The 14,862-nt window shown below is 71.5% G+C and carries 21 protein-coding genes; 15 read left to right on the top strand and 6 right to left on the bottom strand.

Annotated features, from left to right (window positions below):
* Positions 1-3 precede the first annotated feature (3 nt).
* The 7 genes from AB0J02_RS28230 to AB0J02_RS28200 all read left to right on the top strand — a co-directional run bounded on the left by AB0J02_RS28230 (position 4) and on the right by AB0J02_RS28200 (position 4,695).
* A complete protein-coding gene (locus AB0J02_RS28230; protein WP_363196594.1) occupies positions 4-792 on the top strand; it encodes a DUF4311 domain-containing protein in 789 nt (262 codons plus the stop codon).
* A 13-nt stretch (positions 793-805) separates the two neighbouring features.
* Positions 806-1,552, top strand: a complete 747-nt coding sequence (locus AB0J02_RS28225) for a DUF4310 family protein (protein WP_363196593.1) — start codon at positions 806-808, stop codon at positions 1,550-1,552.
* 29 nt (positions 1,553-1,581) lie between these two features.
* Complete coding sequence (locus tag AB0J02_RS28220; protein WP_363196592.1) at positions 1,582-2,682, top strand: DgaE family pyridoxal phosphate-dependent ammonia lyase; 1,101 nt, start codon at positions 1,582-1,584, stop codon at positions 2,680-2,682.
* A complete protein-coding gene (locus AB0J02_RS28215; RefSeq protein WP_363196591.1) occupies positions 2,679-2,942 on the top strand; it encodes an HPr family phosphocarrier protein in 264 nt (87 codons plus the stop codon). Before AB0J02_RS28220 ends, AB0J02_RS28215 begins: the two co-directional genes overlap by 4 nt.
* Positions 2,939-3,586 carry a bifunctional 4-hydroxy-2-oxoglutarate aldolase/2-dehydro-3-deoxy-phosphogluconate aldolase gene (locus AB0J02_RS28210; protein ID WP_363196590.1) on the top strand — a complete coding sequence of 216 codons (648 nt, stop codon included), beginning with the start codon at positions 2,939-2,941 and terminating at the stop codon, positions 3,584-3,586. The genes AB0J02_RS28215 and AB0J02_RS28210 overlap by 4 nt, the downstream gene beginning before the upstream one ends.
* 76 nt (positions 3,587-3,662) lie before the next feature.
* Positions 3,663-4,184 carry a peptide-methionine (S)-S-oxide reductase MsrA gene (msrA, locus tag AB0J02_RS28205; protein ID WP_363196589.1) on the top strand — a complete coding sequence of 174 codons (522 nt, stop codon included), beginning with the start codon at positions 3,663-3,665 and terminating at the stop codon, positions 4,182-4,184.
* A 100-nt stretch (positions 4,185-4,284) separates the two neighbouring features.
* Positions 4,285-4,695, top strand: a complete 411-nt coding sequence (locus AB0J02_RS28200; RefSeq protein WP_363196588.1) for a hypothetical protein — start codon at positions 4,285-4,287, stop codon at positions 4,693-4,695.
* Between the two features lie 89 nt (positions 4,696-4,784).
* Here the strand turns inward: AB0J02_RS28200 and AB0J02_RS28195 are convergent, their stop codons facing one another.
* A complete protein-coding gene (locus AB0J02_RS28195; protein WP_363196587.1) occupies positions 4,785-6,149 on the bottom strand; it encodes an FAD-dependent oxidoreductase in 1,365 nt (454 codons plus the stop codon).
* Positions 6,150-6,422: 273 nt separating this feature from the next.
* Here AB0J02_RS28195 and AB0J02_RS28190 point away from each other — a divergent pair, with 273 nt between their 5' ends.
* The gene (locus tag AB0J02_RS28190; RefSeq protein WP_363196586.1) at positions 6,423-7,079 is read left to right on the top strand and encodes a maleylpyruvate isomerase N-terminal domain-containing protein; all 657 of its coding nucleotides are present in this window, start codon (positions 6,423-6,425) and stop codon (positions 7,077-7,079) included.
* Here AB0J02_RS28190 and AB0J02_RS28185 read toward each other — a convergent pair.
* Entirely contained in the window at positions 7,066-7,665 is a 600-nt protein-coding gene (locus AB0J02_RS28185) for a TetR/AcrR family transcriptional regulator (protein WP_363196585.1), read from the bottom strand. The genes AB0J02_RS28190 and AB0J02_RS28185 overlap by 14 nt on opposite strands.
* Positions 7,666-7,834: 169 nt before the next feature.
* Between AB0J02_RS28185 and AB0J02_RS28180 the strand changes: the two genes are divergently transcribed.
* Together AB0J02_RS28180 and AB0J02_RS28175 are read left to right on the top strand one after the other, a co-directional pair.
* Positions 7,835-8,854 (top strand): aldo/keto reductase, encoded by a 1,020-nt coding sequence (locus AB0J02_RS28180; RefSeq protein ID WP_363196752.1) that lies wholly within the window; start codon positions 7,835-7,837, stop codon positions 8,852-8,854.
* 65 nt (positions 8,855-8,919) lie between these two features.
* The gene (locus tag AB0J02_RS28175) at positions 8,920-9,675 is read left to right on the top strand and encodes an SDR family oxidoreductase (protein ID WP_363196584.1); all 756 of its coding nucleotides are present in this window, start codon (positions 8,920-8,922) and stop codon (positions 9,673-9,675) included.
* A gap of 74 nt (positions 9,676-9,749) precedes the next feature.
* On the opposite strand, the gene AB0J02_RS28170 is transcribed toward AB0J02_RS28175, so the two are convergent.
* The 4 genes from AB0J02_RS28170 to AB0J02_RS28155 form a co-directional block, all read right to left on the bottom strand.
* Positions 9,750-10,163, bottom strand: a complete 414-nt coding sequence (locus tag AB0J02_RS28170) for an SRPBCC family protein (RefSeq protein ID WP_363196583.1) — start codon at positions 10,161-10,163, stop codon at positions 9,750-9,752.
* Entirely contained in the window at positions 10,160-11,179 is a 1,020-nt protein-coding gene (locus tag AB0J02_RS28165; RefSeq protein WP_363196582.1) for an aldo/keto reductase, read from the bottom strand. Before AB0J02_RS28165 ends, AB0J02_RS28170 begins: the two co-directional genes overlap by 4 nt.
* Before the next feature lie 41 nt (positions 11,180-11,220).
* Positions 11,221-12,045 (bottom strand): aldo/keto reductase, encoded by an 825-nt coding sequence (locus AB0J02_RS28160; protein ID WP_363196581.1) that lies wholly within the window; start codon positions 12,043-12,045, stop codon positions 11,221-11,223.
* Between the two features lie 152 nt (positions 12,046-12,197).
* Positions 12,198-12,491, bottom strand: coding sequence for a hypothetical protein (locus AB0J02_RS28155; protein WP_363196580.1), 294 nt, complete (start codon positions 12,489-12,491; stop codon positions 12,198-12,200).
* 312 nt (positions 12,492-12,803) lie between these two features.
* Here AB0J02_RS28155 and AB0J02_RS28150 point away from each other — a divergent pair, with 312 nt between their 5' ends.
* From AB0J02_RS28150 to AB0J02_RS28130, 5 genes are all read left to right on the top strand, one after another.
* A complete protein-coding gene (locus AB0J02_RS28150; protein WP_363196579.1) occupies positions 12,804-12,968 on the top strand; it encodes a hypothetical protein in 165 nt (54 codons plus the stop codon).
* An 81-nt stretch (positions 12,969-13,049) separates the two neighbouring features.
* Complete coding sequence (locus tag AB0J02_RS28145) at positions 13,050-13,436, top strand: ATP-binding protein (RefSeq protein ID WP_363196578.1); 387 nt, start codon at positions 13,050-13,052, stop codon at positions 13,434-13,436.
* A gap of 58 nt (positions 13,437-13,494) precedes the next feature.
* Positions 13,495-14,049 carry a DoxX family protein gene (locus AB0J02_RS28140; RefSeq protein WP_363196577.1) on the top strand — a complete coding sequence of 185 codons (555 nt, stop codon included), beginning with the start codon at positions 13,495-13,497 and terminating at the stop codon, positions 14,047-14,049.
* 31 nt (positions 14,050-14,080) lie between these two features.
* The gene (locus AB0J02_RS28135; protein ID WP_363196576.1) at positions 14,081-14,398 is read left to right on the top strand and encodes a hypothetical protein; all 318 of its coding nucleotides are present in this window, start codon (positions 14,081-14,083) and stop codon (positions 14,396-14,398) included.
* A 125-nt stretch (positions 14,399-14,523) separates the two neighbouring features.
* Entirely contained in the window at positions 14,524-14,742 is a 219-nt protein-coding gene (locus tag AB0J02_RS28130; RefSeq protein WP_363196575.1) for a DUF6479 family protein, read from the top strand.
* Positions 14,743-14,862 lie beyond the last annotated feature (120 nt).

Below are 14,862 nucleotides of genomic sequence, written 5' to 3'. Positions count from 1 at the left end.
CCGATGAACGACACTCTCACCGTCCTCCTGGAATCCCTGGTCATCGGCGGCCTGATCGGCTTCGGCGCGAGCGCGGGCGTGGCCCGGATGTTCCACGCGCCGAAGGTCCAGGGCATGGGCGCCTTCCGCACCCTCGGCGAACTCAACGCCTGCCAGAACGACCCCGTCGCCCACTTCTCCTTCGGCCTCGGCTTCCTCTTCAACGCATGGTCGAGCGCGGTCGGCACCGGCGCCCTGACCGGCGACGTGGACCACCGCATCGTGCCGCACTGGACCGCGTCGGTCGCGATGACCAAGAACCGCAACCTCGCGGAGACGCTGCACAACCCCCGCCGCATGGCCCTGACCGGCACCGTCGTCGGCATGGTCCTGATCACGCTGCTCAACACCACCGCCGCCTCCATCCCGCACTCGCTGCAGGACGTCGCGGCCAAGGTGCTCGGACCGGCGTCGGAGTGGCTGATCAACCCCGTCATGCCGATCATCTTCTGGATGGCCGCCGTCGACGCGGGCCGCCGCACCGGAGCCTGGGGCACGGTCCTCGGCGGTCTCGGCCACCTCGTGATGGGCAACGCCGTCCCCGGCATCGTGCTCGGCATCGTCATCGGCAAGGGCGTCGACGACCTCGGCTGGACCAAGGTCACCAAGTCGCTGGCCGGCGCCGTGATCGTGCTGTTCGCGGCCAGTACCTTCCTGCGCGGCGCCGATCTCACCCTGCTCGAGCAGATGAAGGTCGACATCCCGCACTGGCTCATGCAGTTCCACGACGCGACCGGCACCAAGCCCCAGTGAGGCAGGCAGCGACATGACCGACCCATCAACGACCGCTACCGCCGACGCGGGCGGCATACCCCCGCAGAACTCCGGTGCACAGCCTGCCAAGGGCGGCTTCCTCACCAGGGTGCCGGGCGAGGGCAGCTTCTGGCTCTCCGAGTGGGCCTTCCCCGTCTTCGTGGCCTGCCTCGCGGCGGGAATCTTCACCGGCACGCACCTCTACTACGTCTACCACACAGGCGTGTTCAACGAAGTCGCCGTCGTCTCCATGCTCAAGGCCGGTATGGAAGGCGGCAGTTACGGAGCCGCCGCCGCGTTCGGCGCGGGATTCCTCTTCGCCCGGGTCATCGAAGGCCCGATGGTCGGCATCCTCGACATCGGCGGCTCCCTGCAGACCGGCGTCGGTATCGGCATCCCCGCCATGCTGCTGGCCGCCGGATTCACCGCCCCGCTCCAGCACTTCTGGCTCGCGATTCCCGTGGGCGCCGTGCTCGGCGCGCTGATCGGCGTCGCCATCCTCGTCATCCGCCGCGCCACGGTGAACTCCACGGGCGGCACCTCGACCTTCGGCGCCGACGTGATGATGGGCGCGGGCAACTCCGCCGGGCGCTATCTGGGCCCGCTCGTCATCATCTCCGCCGCTACCGCGTCGCTGCCCGTGGGCCTCGGCTCCACCATCGGCGCGGCCCTCTTCTACAAGTGGAAGAAGCCGCTGACCGGCGGCGCCATCATCGGCGCGATGCTCGCCGGATTCTTCTTCCCCATCTCCGGCAAGTGAGCGCCCCCACCCCCGTTCAAGGACACAGCGTGCAGACTCTCCACCAGACCCTCGGCGTCCCGCCCGCCGTCAACGCCAGCGGAAAGATGACGGCCCTCGGCGGCAGTGTCCTCGGCGACGGCGTCATCGCCGCCATGGGCGACGCGGCCCGCCAGCACGTCGTCATGGACGACCTGATCATCGCCGTCGGCCGCGAGATCGCCCGCGCCACCGGCACCGAGGACGGCTGCCCCACCACCGGCGCCGCGTCCGGCGTCGCCATCGCGGTCGCCGCCGTCATCGCGGGCACCGACCTGTCCCGCGTCGAGGCACTGCCCGACCCCGGCGACGCACCGTGCGAGGTGCTCCTGCCGCGCGGTCACTCCGTCCACTTCGGCGCGCCGATCCGGCAGATGATCGCCCTCGGCGGCGGCCGCCCCGTCGAGGTCGGCTCCGCGAACAAGGTCACCGCCGAGCACCTGTCGGGAGCGATCGGCCCGCGCACGGCGGCGCTCCTCTACGTCCAGTCGCACCACGCCGTGCAGAAGGGCATGGTCACCCTCGCGCAGACCGTCGAGGTCGGCCGCCGCCACGGCATCCCGGTCATCGTCGACGCCGCCGCCGAGGAGGACCTGCGTCACTGGCCCGCCACCGGCGCCGACCTCGTCATCTACAGCGGCGGCAAGGCAGTGGGCGGCCCCACCTCGGGAATGATCTGCGGCAGCGCCGAGCGGATGGCCGCGTGCCGCGCCCAGTACGCCGGCATCGCCCGCCCGATGAAGGTCGGCAAGGAAACCCTCTTCGGCCTCGTCCAGGCGCTGCGCGAGTACGGGACCGCCACCCCCGGCGGACACCGCGCGCGGATGGAGAAGCTCGCGGCACGCCTCGCCGCGCTGCCCGGCATCACGACCCGGGTCGTCGCCGACGAGGCCGGACGCGACATCCACCGCACCGAACTCACGGTGGACCCCGGGAAGGCCGGCCGCGACGCGACCGGCCTCGCGGCCGAACTCGCCGCCCACGGCATCCACTTGCGGGACCACCAGTCCCTCACCGGCCGCCTGTACATAGACCCGCGTCCCCTGCGCCCCGACGAGGAAGAGCGCCTCGTGGGACAGCTGACCGCACTGCTCGAGGGAGAAGGCCGATGACCGTCGTCGAACGCCGCCTGGTCGTCACCGAGGAGGCCGGGCTGCACGCCCGCCCGGCCGCCGCGTTCGCCCAGACCGCCGCCCGCAGCGCGGCCGAGGTCACCGTCGCCCGCGAGGACGGCCGCGAGGTACCCGCGCGCAGCGTGCTGTCGCTGATGACCCTCAACATCCGCTGCGGCGACGCCATCGTGCTGCGCGCCAGCGGCGCCGACGCCGAGTCCACCCTGGACGAGCTCGCCCGGATCGCGGCCCCCGCATGACCGACACCGCCCCCACCCTCCCGGAGGCCCCGATGAGCCCCGCCGTCGCCGACGTCATCGAACGGCTGCGCCTGGCCCGCGTCACCCCGACCGTGCGCGAGGCCGACGCAGAGACCGCCGACCGCGTCGCCCGTACCCTCGTCGACTGCGGCATCACCGCCTTCGAGTTCACCGCCACCACCCCCGGCTGGGAGGAACTCGTCGAGACCTGGTCGCGCGACGCGCCCCAGGTGACGCTCGGACTCGGCACCGTCACCTCGCCCGAGATCGCCGAACGGGCCCTGGCGGCCGGGGCACAGTTCCTCGTCAGCCCCTTCCATGTCCCCGAGGTGCGGCCCGTCGCGGACGCCGCGGGACGCCTCCTGGTCGAGGGCGGTCTCACCCCGAGCGAACTGCGCACGGCGGCCGACCGCGGCGTGGCCAAGCTGTTCCCCGCCCACGTCGGGGGCATCGCCTACCTGAAGTCGGTGCTCTCCGTCCTGCCCGGCGCCCGTGTCGCGGCGACCGGCGGTGTCACGGTCGACAACGCGGCGCAGTGGCTGACGGCCGGCGCCTTCACCGTCAGCATCGGCAGCGACCTGAGCAAGGGCGACGTACGGGCGAACGTGGCCCGGCTCATGGCGGGGATCGAGGGAATCGGCTGACGCCGCCGAGCGTTACACCCTGCGCCGTCCGATAGCACAATGGAACGGACGTACCAACGTGGGCAGGGAGTTTCGCATGACCGTGGGAACCGAGAAGGCAGTGCTGGCCGGAGGCTGCTTCTGGGGCATGGAGGACCTGATCCGCAAGCAGGCGGGAGTGGTGTCCACACGCGTCGGCTACAGCGGCGGCGACACCCCGAACGCCACGTACCGCAACCACGGCGACCACGCCGAGGCCATCGAGATCGTCTACGACCCGTCGGCCACCGGTTACCGGGACCTGCTGGAGTTCTTCTTCCAGATCCACGACCCGACGACCAGGGACCGCCAGGGCAACGACATCGGCCGCAGCTACCGGTCGGCCATCTACTACGCCGACGAGGCGCAGCGCGCCGTGGCCCTGGACACCATCGCCGACGTCGAGGCCAGCGGGCTGTGGCCCGGCAAGGTGGTCACCGAGGTGGAGCCGCTCGGCGACTTCTGGCAGGCCGAACCCGAGCACCAGGACTACCTGGAGCGCTACCCGAACGGCTACACCTGTCACTTCCCGCGGCCGAACTGGAAGCTGCCGAAGCGAGCGGACTCGGCGGCCGGCTGACCCCGCCGCCCCGCCGGGCGGTAGCGTTCTGCGGGGCAGCCGCCGGAGGGGGCCGGCCGGTGTGCCCCGGTCGGACGGTGTGCGCGGGAGGGAGCCGGCAATGGTGGAGTGGAGACGGATCGGCCGGGGTGTCCGGCAGGTTCCGGAACCCTGGGCGACACCGCTCATCTGGACCGTGGCGTACCTGGGGGCGTTCGCGCTCGTGGGTCTCCTGGGACTGCTCGGCTTCCTCGACCGTACGGGCTTCGCGCTGATGGTGCTGTCCCTGCTGGCCGGGCTCCTGGGCATGCGGGGCCGCTTCACCGCGGCCCCCGGCACCGCGCTCCTGTGCTGGACCTGCCTGAACGTGCTCGGCACCGAGCCGACCGGCGAACTCTCCTGGGCCGGACACCGGGACCCCGGCTGGATGGCATGCCTCTTCGCCGCGGCGATCATCGGGACGATCACGGGCCGGGTGCTGCACGCGCGGGCCGCGTACCGTCGCGTGACGCCGTTCGACGAACCGGCCTGAGGCCGGTTCGTCGTCCTCGAACCGGAAAACCCCCTGCCTCGGCAGGGGGTTTTCCGGTTCTTCAGCGCGGTCGCACGACCGCCGCCGGCTCAGGCACCACTCGCGTCGAGCATCCCGTCGCGCTCGACGATCTTGACGCGCTCGCGGCCGTGCGGTTCACCGAGGGCCTTCTCGGCGGAGTCGAGCTTGTACCAGCCGTCCCACGTCGTGTACCGGACGCCGCGCTCGCCCAGGAAGGCGTCGACGGCCTCGGGGGCGGGGGCGGTGGGGGTGTGCAGGCGGCCGTGGGCGTGGTCGTCCAGCAGGTTGGCGACGGTCTCGTTGGCGTCGCCCTTGGTGTGGCCGATCAGGCCGATCGGACCGCGCCGGATCCACCCGGTGACGTACGTGGACCGCAGGTGCTCGCCGGTCTCCTGGATCACGCGGCCGCCCTCGTCGGGAACGGTGCCGGAGGCGACGTCCCAGGGGAGCTTGGGCAATTCGTCCGAGAGGTAGCCGACGGCGCGGTACACCGAGGCGACGTCCCAGTCGGTGAAGGCGCCGGTCCCCTTGACGTTGCCGGTGCCGTCGAGTTCCGTGCGCTCCGTGCGCAGGCCGACGACCTTGCCGTCCTCGCCGAGGATCTCGGTGGGCGACTCGAAGAAGTGCAGGAACAGCTTGTGCGGGCGCGTGCCGATGTCGCGGATCGCCCAGTTCTCCAGGGTCTTGGCGACCATGTCGGCCTGCTTGTTGGCGCGGCGCGTCGCGATCGAGCCGTCGTCGTAGTCGATGTCCTCGGGGTTCACGATGACCTCGATGGTGGGGGAGTGGTCCAGCTCCCGCAGCTCCATGGGGCTGAACTTCGCCTGCGCCGGCCCGCGCCGGCCGAACACGTGGATCTCCCGGGCCCTGTTTGCCGCCAGGCCCTCGTGCACGTTCGGCGGGATCTCGGTCGGCAGCAGTTCCTCGGCGGTCTTGGCCAGGATGCGGGCGACGTCGAGCGCGACGTTGCCGACACCGAGGACGGCGACCTTCTCCGCGTCGAGCGGCCAGGTCCGCGGGACATCGGGGTGCCCGTCGTACCAGGAGACGAAGTCCGCCGCGCCGTACGAACCGTCGAGTTCCAGACCCGGGATGTCCAGGGCGCGGTCGGCGGTGGCTCCGGTCGAGAAGACCACGGCGTCGTAGAAGCTGTGCAGATCGTCGAGGTCGATGTCCCGGGGGTAGTCGACGTTGCCGAAGAGGCGGATCTGCGGCTTGTCGAGAACCTGGTGCAGGGCGGTGACGATGCCCTTGATGCGCGGGTGGTCGGGTGCCACGCCGTAGCGGATCAGGCCGAAGGGGGCGGGCATGCGCTCGAACAGGTCGATGGACACGCCGGGTTCGGCGGCCACTGCGGACTTCAGCAGAGCGTCGGCGGCGTAGATGCCGGCGGGGCCCGCTCCGACAATGGCGACCCGCAGAGGGCGAGGCATGTTCAGGTTCCCTTCGAAGGAAAGCGGAGTACTCCGAACAATCTTAAAGTAAGGCAAGCCTTAGTTTGCAGGCGGGTCCGGTCTATGGGCTCATAAGGCCGAGTTATGGGGTGCCATAGGGAGGCTTGGCCTGGTTCGGAGCGGCTCGCCCTGGTCCGCAGATGGCTGTTCACCCGTGCGTTGCAGGTCCGCGGTCGCACCCGGGAAGCGGCCGGGACTCGGCGGCGCCGAATGTGCTTGTCCGGGCCGTCGCCCCGGGCCTACCGTGCCGAGGTGCATCTCTTCTCGCGCTCATGGGCGGCTCTGCGTACGGCGGTCGCCGGTCTTTCCGATGCGGAGTTCGAGCAGCCGTCCGGCTGTGCCGGCTGGCTTGTACGGGACCTGGTGTGCCACCTGGTCATCGACGCCCAGGACGTTCTGATCACCCTGGTCACGCCCGCCGGCACCGCCCCGACCGTGGACGCGGCCGGCTACTGGGAGCTCGCCGCCGAACCCCCGACCGGTGACGACCCGCTCGACGCGCTGATTCCTCGGCTGGCCGCGGCGTACGGCGAGCCGCGGTGGCTGAAGTTCCACCTCGACGATGTCGGTTCCGCCGCGGGCCGTGCCGCCGAACTCGCCGATCCCGCCGCCTGTGTCAGTACCCAGGAAAAGGTGCTGACCGTCGGCGACTACCTGTCGGCGTACGTCCTCGAATGGGCCCTGCACCACCTCGACCTCGTCGCGCACCTGCCGTCCGCCCCGCAGCCGCCCGCCGAGACCCTCGCGGCGGCCCGCGCCTCGCTGGAGGAGATCGGCGGCGCCGCGTTCCCGGCCTCGTTCTCCGACGCGCAGGCCCTGCTGATCGGCACGGGGCGCCGCGCGCCGACGGAGGCGCAGGCGGCCGCGCTCGGCGCATACGCGGCGCGGCTCCCGCTCATTCTCGGCTGAGGTTGAGCCGCAGCCCCGTGATGAGGAGTTCGACCAGGCGGCGCGCGTCGTAGCGCTCGTCACTGTCCGCGCCGATGCAGAGGTTCCCGACGCCGCGCATCAGCTGGTACGTGTCCATGCCCGGGCGGATCTCGCCTGCGGCCGCCGCGGCTTCGAGCAGCTCGGTGCAGACGGGCAGGAGCCGGTCGAGGAAGTGGGCGTGCAGCGCGTCGAAGCCGGTGTCGTCGGACTGCAGCACGGCGGCGAGCCCGTGCTTGGTCACCAGGAAGTCGACGAAGAGGTCGACCCAGCGGGCCAGTGCGGCGTGGGGGCTGGGGCAGCTCGCCAGGAGGGAGGGGCCGGCCTCGGCCAGGGCCTCGATCTGATGCCGGTACACGGCGATGATGAGGTCCGCCCGGGTCGGGAAATGCCGGTAGATCGTGCCCATCCCGACGCCGGCCCTGGCGGCGATGGCGCGCACGGGAACCTCCACCCCCGAGGCCACGAAGGCCGCCGCGGCGGCGTCGAGCAGGGTCTCCTCGTTGCGCCGCGCGTCCGCCCGCTTGGGCCGGGCCGTCCGTTCTGACCTTTCGTCGCTGTCCTGCACCGCGCCGTCCTCTCCGCCACTGCGAGATCGTCCACTGCGAAATCATCGTCCTTGCTAAACGGAACACGGCTCCGTATTGTTAGCGGAGCAAGGTTCCGTTTACCGGATGATGTCAGAGCAGGGGCCCGAGGACCAAGTCGTGCCCCGGTTCGCCATGGAGGAATGCCTCATGCAGTACCGCACCTTGGGCCGCACCGGCGTGCAGGTCAGCTCTCTCGCGCTCGGCGCGATGAACTTCGGCACGATCGGACGCACCGCTCAGGACGAGGTCACCGCCCTCGTCGATGCCGCCCTCGACAGCGGGATCAACCTCATCGACACCGCCGACGTGTACAGCGGCGGCGAGTCGGAGGAGATGGTCGGCAAGGCGATCGCCGGCCGCCGCGACGACATCGTGCTGGCCACCAAGGCGGGCCTGCCGATGGACGACGGGCGCAACCACCGGGGCGGCTCGCGCCGCTGGCTCGTCACCGAGCTGGACAACAGCCTGCGCCGACTCGGCGTCGACCATGTCGATCTTTTCCAGATCCACCGCTGGGACCCGGCCACCGGCGACGAGGAGACACTGTCGGCGCTCACCGATCTGCAACGGGCGGGCAAGATCCGGTACTTCGGCTCCTCGACCTACCCCGCGTACCGCATCGTGCAGGCGCAGTGGGCGGCCCGCGACCACCACCTGAGCCGCTATGTCACCGAACAGCCCAGCTACTCGGTCCTGCAGCGTGGGATCGAGTCCCACGTCCTGCCGGTGACCGAGGAGTACGGACTCGGGGTTCTGGTGTGGAGCCCGCTGGCATCGGGCTGGCTGTCGGGGGCGGTCCGCGCGGGCCGCGACGTCACCACCAACCGTTCGACGTTCATGCCGCAGCGCTTCGATCTCACCGTCCCGGCCAACCGGGCCAGGCTCGACGCCGTCGAGCGGCTCGCCGGGGTCGCCGACGAGGCGGGTCTGACGATGATCCAGCTCGCGCTCGGATTTGTGACCGCGCACCCCGCCGTGACCAGCGCGCTCGTCGGTCCGCGCACGATGGAGCACCTGCACACGCAGCTCGCCGCCGCGGACACCGTGCTCTCGGCCGACGTACTCGACGCGATCGACGAGATCGTCGCTCCCGGCATCGACCTCGCCCCGGAGGAGAAGTCGGACACGCCGCCCGCTCTGCTCGACGCGTCGCTGCGGCGCCGCTGACCGCACCTGTGCGGGTGTGTTCGGGGCTCTGGTCCGGCGACGGAGCCCGCGCATACGGTTCCGGTATGAGACACGTGGACACCCCTGGTGCAGCCGTGGTCACCGGCGCCTCCCGCGGGCTCGGGGCCGTGATCGCCCGGCGTCTCGCGGCCGACGGACATTCCGTCGCCGTCGTGTACCGGTCGGGAGCCGAAGCGGCACGCGCCGTGGTGAAGGAGATTCGCGCGGCGGGCGGGGCCGCGCGGGAGTTCGCCGCCGACGTGACGGACGAGACCGCGGTCACGGGACTCGTCGCGGACGTCACCGCCCGCCTCGGCCCCGTCGCCACGCTCGTCGTCAACGCCACCGGCCCGCAGCCCACGCAGGATCCGGCCGCGGTGACGTGGCAGGACCACCTCGCCCAACTGGCCTTCTTCGTCAAGAGCCCCACTCTGCTGATGCAGGCGGTGCTGCCGTCGATGCGGGAGCGAGGCGGTGGCCGGATCGTCCAGATCGGCTCGGACGTCACTGAACGCGTGCTCCCCGAGATGTCGGCCTACACGGCGGCCAAGGCCGCTCAGCACAGCCTGACCGAGTGCTGGGCCCGCGCGCTCGGTCCGGAGGGGATCACCGTCAATACGGTGGCCCCGGGCTGGATCCCGGTCGAGCGGCACGCCGGCGCCGCGCCCGAGGCACTGGCCGCCTACGCCGCCGAGGTCCCCCTGCGCCGCACGGGAGACCCGGACGATGTCGCCGCCGCCGTGGCCTACCTCGTCTCACCGGAGGCGGCCTTCGTCACGGGCGAGCGGGTCAGGGTCAACGGCGGTCACACACTCGGCTGAGCCGGGGGACAGGGAAGAGGGGCCAGGATCTCCTGGCCCCTCTTTCGCCTCCGGTCCCTGTGGTGCGGGGCCGGTCAGCCGGACAACGTCCTTGCCAGCGCGGCCAGTCCGTCGCGGTAGATGGTCTCGAACAGCGTGATCGCCTCGGCATCGGTGACGCCGTCAGGGGTGAACGTGCCCGACCACTCCACCCGGGATCCGTCCGCGCCGCGGTCGACGACCCGCAGGGTCGACCGGTACTGCCGGACGGGGAACGGGGCCCGCTCGATCGAGTAGCTGTAGGTGCGGTCCGCCTCGTCGAAGGCTTCGAGGCGTTCGACGATGACGCCGCCCTCGGCGTTCGTCAGCGTCCGCACGCGGCCGCCCTCGCCCGGCAGGCTCTCCGTGATGTACGGCAGCCAGTCGGGCAACGAGCCGAAACCGCCGATGAGTTGCCACACGTGGTCGGCGTCGCGCGGTACGTCGAGGGTGACGGATGCCGCGGTCACGACGCGTCCTTCACGGGCACCGGCGCCTGGTGCGCGATGACGTTCCGGTCGCGCAGGGACTTCCAGAAGGCGTACGGGACGTCCTGGGCGAGAGCGCCGAGGTCCTCGGCGATGCGGGCGGGCCGCGTCGCGCCGGGGATGACCGCGGCGACGGCCGGGTGGGCGAGTACGAACTGGAGCGCGGCGGACTTGATGCCGATGCCGTGCTCCTCGGCGAGGGCCTTGATGAGGCCGACCTTCTCGACGATGTGGGCGGGCGCCTCGGCGTACTCGAAGTGGCTGCCGCCCGCGAGGATGCCGGAGCTGTAGGGGCCGCCCACGACGATGTCGACGTCGTTCTCGGCGGCCGCGGGCAGCAGGCGCTGCAGGGCGCGCTCGTGGTCGAGCAGGGTGTAGCGGCCGGCGAGCAGGAACGCGTCGGGGCGCGGCTCGTCCAGGTCCAGGGTCATCTCCAGCGGCTCGACCTTGTTGACGCCGAGGCCCCAGGCCTTGATGACGCCCTCCTCGCGCAGCCGTGTCAGGGCACGGAACGCGCCGGTGCGGGCGCTCTCGTACACGTTCACCCACTCGTCGCCGTAGAAGTCCTGGGCCACGTCGTGCACCCAGACGATGTCGAGGCGGTCCGTCTTGAGGCGCTTGAGGCTGTCCTCGACGGAGCGCAGCGTGGCGTCGGCGCTGTAGTCGTTGACGATCTTGTTGGGGCGGCCGTGCTCGAACAGGGCGCCCTTCTCGCCGAGTTCACGGCTCGCGGGGTTCTCGACCTCGTCGAGGATGACCCGGCCGACCTTCGTGGACAGTACGTACTCGTCGCGCGGCTGCTGGGAGAGGACGTCGCCGAGGCGGATCTCCGCGAGGCCGGCGCCGTACAGGGGCGCGGTGTCGAAGTAGCGGATGCCCTGGTCCCAGGCGGCCTGGACGGTCGCGGCCGCCTCTTCGTCGGGGATGGCGCGGAACATGTTGCCGAGCGGTGCGGTGCCGAAGCCGATGCGGCCGGGCAGCAGGGAGCGGATGCTCATGGTGGTGCCTCAATCTGTACTGCGTGGGGGTGTTCGGGGGGTCAGTTGAGGGTGTCGGGGTCCGGGCCCGTGCGCAGGCCCCGGTCCGAGGCGGCGAGGGCGTCGATCTCCTGCGGGTCGAGCTCGAAGTCGAAGACGTCGAGGTTCTCGCGGATCCGGGCCTCGGTGACCGACTTGGGGATCACCACGTTGCCGATCTGGAGGTGCCAGCGCAGGACCACCTGGGCCGGGCTCTTGCCGTGCCGCGCGGCGATCGCGGTGACGGCGTCGTCCTTCAGGACGGCGCCCTGGGCGAGCGGGCTCCAGGCCTCGGTGGCGATGCCGTGACGGGCGTGGAAGTCGCGCAACTCCCGCTGCTGCAGGCCCGGGTGGAGTTCGATCTGGTTGACGGCCGGGACGACCGAGGCGCTGCCGAGCAGGCGCTCGAGGTGGGCGGGCTGGAAGTTGGAGACGCCGATGGCGCGGGTGCGTCCGTCGGCGAGCAGCTTCTCCAGCGCGCGCCAGGTGTCGAGGTAGAGGTCGCGGGCCGGGGTCGGCCAGTGGATGAGGTACAGGTCGACGTGGTCGAGGCCCAGCTTGTCCAGGGAGGCCTCGAAGGCGGCGAGCGTGGCGTCGTGGCCCTGGTCGGCGTTCCAGAGCTTGGTGGTGATGAACAGCTCGTCGCGCGCGATGCCGGAGTCGGCGAGCGCCCGGCCCACGCCGCGCTCGTTGCCGTAGATCGCGGCGGTGTCGATGCTGCGGTAGCCGGCGTCGAGGGCGGTGGCCACGGCGGCGGTGGTCTCCTCGTCGGGGACCTGGAAGACACCGAAGCCGAGCTGCGGCATGGTGACGCCGTTGTTGAGGGTGACGGTGGGGATGCTGGGCATGTGGTCGTCCCTTGTCTTTGTCGTTCGTCCCGTGCCGCGACAGTGCGAGGAGGGCCTTACAAGCGACAACAATAATTGCACACGCGGGTTAATTGCAAACGCGGGATAGTGGCGTATGCCTCATCCGGCGACAGCGCCTCGCCGGGCCCCTCTCACGTCATGCGATCCACGCGGTGCAGCCCCAGAGTCAGCTGGTCGAGGACGGTGTCGGGGTCCAGGTCGTACGCCTTCGCGGCGGTGCCGACCCCCAGTTCGGCGGCGCGCGTCATCGCCCACAGCAGCGCCCAGTACGCCGTCACGTCGTCCTCCAGCCGTGCCTGCAGCCGCGCGACGGCGCCGGCCAGCGTCGCCTCGGACGCCGGGTCGTAGCCGTCCTGCAGCGAGCCGCGCAGCAGCGCCACGGCCTCCAGTACGGCCGGGGGACGGGAATGGCTCTCAACGGTCATGAGGTGTGCCCTTCCGTGCAGCGACGGGACCGCGGTTCCACGCGGGTTTCTTGCCTTCGGCCCCTGCCCTCGACCGGCGCGGTGACGCCTCGCCTCACCCGAGTGGCCCAACGCTCCTGGAGGGGAGCCGGGGCAGTCCTGACGCCGACGGCCGCCGCGGGCGGATCGAAGCGGATGAAATGTGGTGAAGAGGGCGTTGCGGATTCTTCACATCGTCGGGACGGTGGACGTGACGCTCAGGGGCAGTCGAGTAGGGACGCCGCGAGGAGGACGCTGCCGATGCTAGTTGTCGCTCTTTTGCTCTTGCCGGCCATGGGGCTCCTGATGATCGCCATGGACCGCATCGAGGACCTGCTGAACGAGGAGGCGCGGCCGGACACCGGCCGACGCGTCTGGCACCTGCGCCTCGTTCCCGGAGGAGGACGCACGGGACGTCACCGAACGCCCGCCTCCGAGCACCACACCACGGCGGCCTGAGGCCGACGGAACACGCGAGTGCCCCCGGATCGCGGGGCACTCGTGCAGGACGAAGGAAACGCGCACCGGAGGTTGGGGATCGTGCACGCATGTGAGGAGAGCGGCGAGGCGCTGCGGGGCAGCGGCTCGGACACCGCGGCCCACGCGAGGGACCTGGCCCGCAGATTCCTGCGGGACGCCGCGCCCGACGACAGCGTCGCCGCACAGGACGTCCTGCTGGTCGTCTCCGAACTCGTCACCAACGCCGTACGGCACGCGGGGGGCCTGGCCGGCTTCCGGCTCCGCACCGGCCCCGGGACCGTGGAGGTGTCGGTGCGTGACCACAGCCATGAGACGCCGCGTCGCGGACCCGACGACGTGACGCGCCCCGGCGGCTTCGGCTGGCCGCTGGTGCGCCGGCTCGCGGACCGGGTCGACGTCCACCCGCACCGCGGCGGGAAGACCATCACCGCGGTGCTGCCGCTCTGACCCGATGGAGCGGCCACGACGCGGAGTGACCGCGTGAACCGGGGGAAGGCGTGCGGGCATGACCGTACTGAGGAAAGCCGCACGTCCGATGCTCGCTTCGGTCTTCGTCACCGGCGGGCTGTCCACGCTGCGCGATCCGGCGCGCGTCGCGCCCGCCGCGGAGCCGGTGGCGGTGCCCGTGGCGGCCCGCGTACCGCGACTCCCCGAGGACCCCGAGCAACTGGTCAGGATCAACGCGGCCGTGCAGATCGGGGCCGGGGTGATGCTGGCGGCCGGGAAGTGGCCGCGCGTCGCCTCCTTGGCCCTCGCCGGCTCTCTCGTGCCGACGACGATCGCCGGTCACGCCTGGTGGAAGGAGAAGGACCCTGAGCAGCGTGCGCGGCAGCGGACGCAGTTCATGAAGAACCTCTCCCTGTTCGGCGGCCTGCTCATCGCCGCGGCCGACACGCACGGAAAGCCGTCGGTGGCCCATCGCGCCCGAGGCGCCGCGGCGAGTGGCCGCAAGAACGCGGGGCGCGCGCAGCGGGAGGCCGCACACACACTGCGAGGAGCGTCCGACACCCTTCGCGCGCTTCCGTCGAACGCACGACAGGCCGTCGCCGAGCACCTCTGAGGCGGGCCGCCGAGAAAGGAAGGTTTCTCTCGTGACCACATTTGTCATCACCATCCCGGGCACGTTCCTGCGCGAGGCGGACGAACGCGCGCGGGCCGACATCGCCCGACGCCTGCGCCCGGCGGACCCGAACCAGACGGAGCTGGGCCGCGAGGAGGACCTCGACCTGCTCACCGTCAACGACGACAACACCTTCAGCATGCGCCTGGAAGTGACCGCGGGCGCGGGCGAAGAGGCCCAGCACAAGGCCGAGCGCACCGCCGCGGACGCGCTGCGCGCCGCGGGATTCACCGAGGACGAGGCTCCGCTGGGGCCGCCGGCCGTCACCGGTATCGACAATCCCGCCTGACACCGTCGCGGTGCCGCCCCGTCGCGGAGCCGCCCCGGCGCGGCTCCGCACACGGAACGGTCGCCGATCGGGTGATGTGCGGGCGTGGGGCGGTGCGCGGTGCCGGTTTGAGGTACACGCAGCGTATGAGTCCTTCATACGTCCTGGCTGCCGGCGGCGGTTCGCAGTGGTGGTTCGTCATCGTCGGTGTCCTCATCGTGCTCGCGCTGCTCGCCCTGCTCTGGAGCAGCCGGCGCCGCCTCGCGCGTCGCCCCGAGCCGCCCCAGGCACCACAGCCCCGCGCCGACTCCTGGGAGGACCCGCACGACGAACACGGGACCGGTCACGGCCCTGACGCACGCTGACACACCGCGGCGCCCGCCCCCGGCCGGGGGGGGGGGCCGCGCCGGCGTCTCAGACCTGCGGCCGTCGGGCGGCGGGCGCCTCCGCGGGGGTCTGGTCTTCGCCGCGGTGGTTGTTGGGCC

Origin of the sequence: Streptomyces sp. NPDC050264, assembly GCF_040655895.1 — a bacterium.
Lineage (GTDB): Bacteria > Actinomycetota > Actinomycetes > Streptomycetales > Streptomycetaceae > Streptomyces.
This window is presented reverse-complemented; position numbering and strand designations above follow the sequence as displayed.

Bases quoted from the DNA above. Each gene is read 5' to 3' on its own strand.
- AB0J02_RS28230 (WP_363196594.1), top strand. From the start codon at position 4: ATGAACGACACTCTCACCGTCCTCCTGGAATCCCTGGTCATCGGCGGC.
- AB0J02_RS28225 (WP_363196593.1), top strand. From the start codon at position 806: ATGACCGACCCATCAACGACCGCTACCGCCGACGCGGGCGGCATACCC.
- AB0J02_RS28215 (WP_363196591.1), top strand. From the start codon at position 2,679: ATGACCGTCGTCGAACGCCGCCTGGTCGTCACCGAGGAGGCCGGGCTG.
- AB0J02_RS28210 (WP_363196590.1), top strand. From the start codon at position 2,939: ATGACCGACACCGCCCCCACCCTCCCGGAGGCCCCGATGAGCCCCGCC.
- msrA (WP_363196589.1), top strand. From the start codon at position 3,663: ATGACCGTGGGAACCGAGAAGGCAGTGCTGGCCGGAGGCTGCTTCTGG.
- AB0J02_RS28200 (WP_363196588.1), top strand. From the start codon at position 4,285: ATGGTGGAGTGGAGACGGATCGGCCGGGGTGTCCGGCAGGTTCCGGAA.
- AB0J02_RS28195 (WP_363196587.1), bottom strand. From the start codon at position 6,149: ATGCCTCGCCCTCTGCGGGTCGCCATTGTCGGAGCGGGCCCCGCCGGC.
- AB0J02_RS28180 (WP_363196752.1), top strand. From the start codon at position 7,835: ATGCAGTACCGCACCTTGGGCCGCACCGGCGTGCAGGTCAGCTCTCTC.
- AB0J02_RS28175 (WP_363196584.1), top strand. From the start codon at position 8,920: ATGAGACACGTGGACACCCCTGGTGCAGCCGTGGTCACCGGCGCCTCC.
- AB0J02_RS28165 (WP_363196582.1), bottom strand. From the start codon at position 11,179: ATGAGCATCCGCTCCCTGCTGCCCGGCCGCATCGGCTTCGGCACCGCA.
- AB0J02_RS28160 (WP_363196581.1), bottom strand. From the start codon at position 12,045: ATGCCCAGCATCCCCACCGTCACCCTCAACAACGGCGTCACCATGCCG.
- AB0J02_RS28155 (WP_363196580.1), bottom strand. From the start codon at position 12,491: ATGACCGTTGAGAGCCATTCCCGTCCCCCGGCCGTACTGGAGGCCGTG.
- AB0J02_RS28150 (WP_363196579.1), top strand. From the start codon at position 12,804: ATGGGGCTCCTGATGATCGCCATGGACCGCATCGAGGACCTGCTGAAC.
- AB0J02_RS28140 (WP_363196577.1), top strand. From the start codon at position 13,495: ATGACCGTACTGAGGAAAGCCGCACGTCCGATGCTCGCTTCGGTCTTC.
- AB0J02_RS28130 (WP_363196575.1), top strand. From the start codon at position 14,524: ATGAGTCCTTCATACGTCCTGGCTGCCGGCGGCGGTTCGCAGTGGTGG.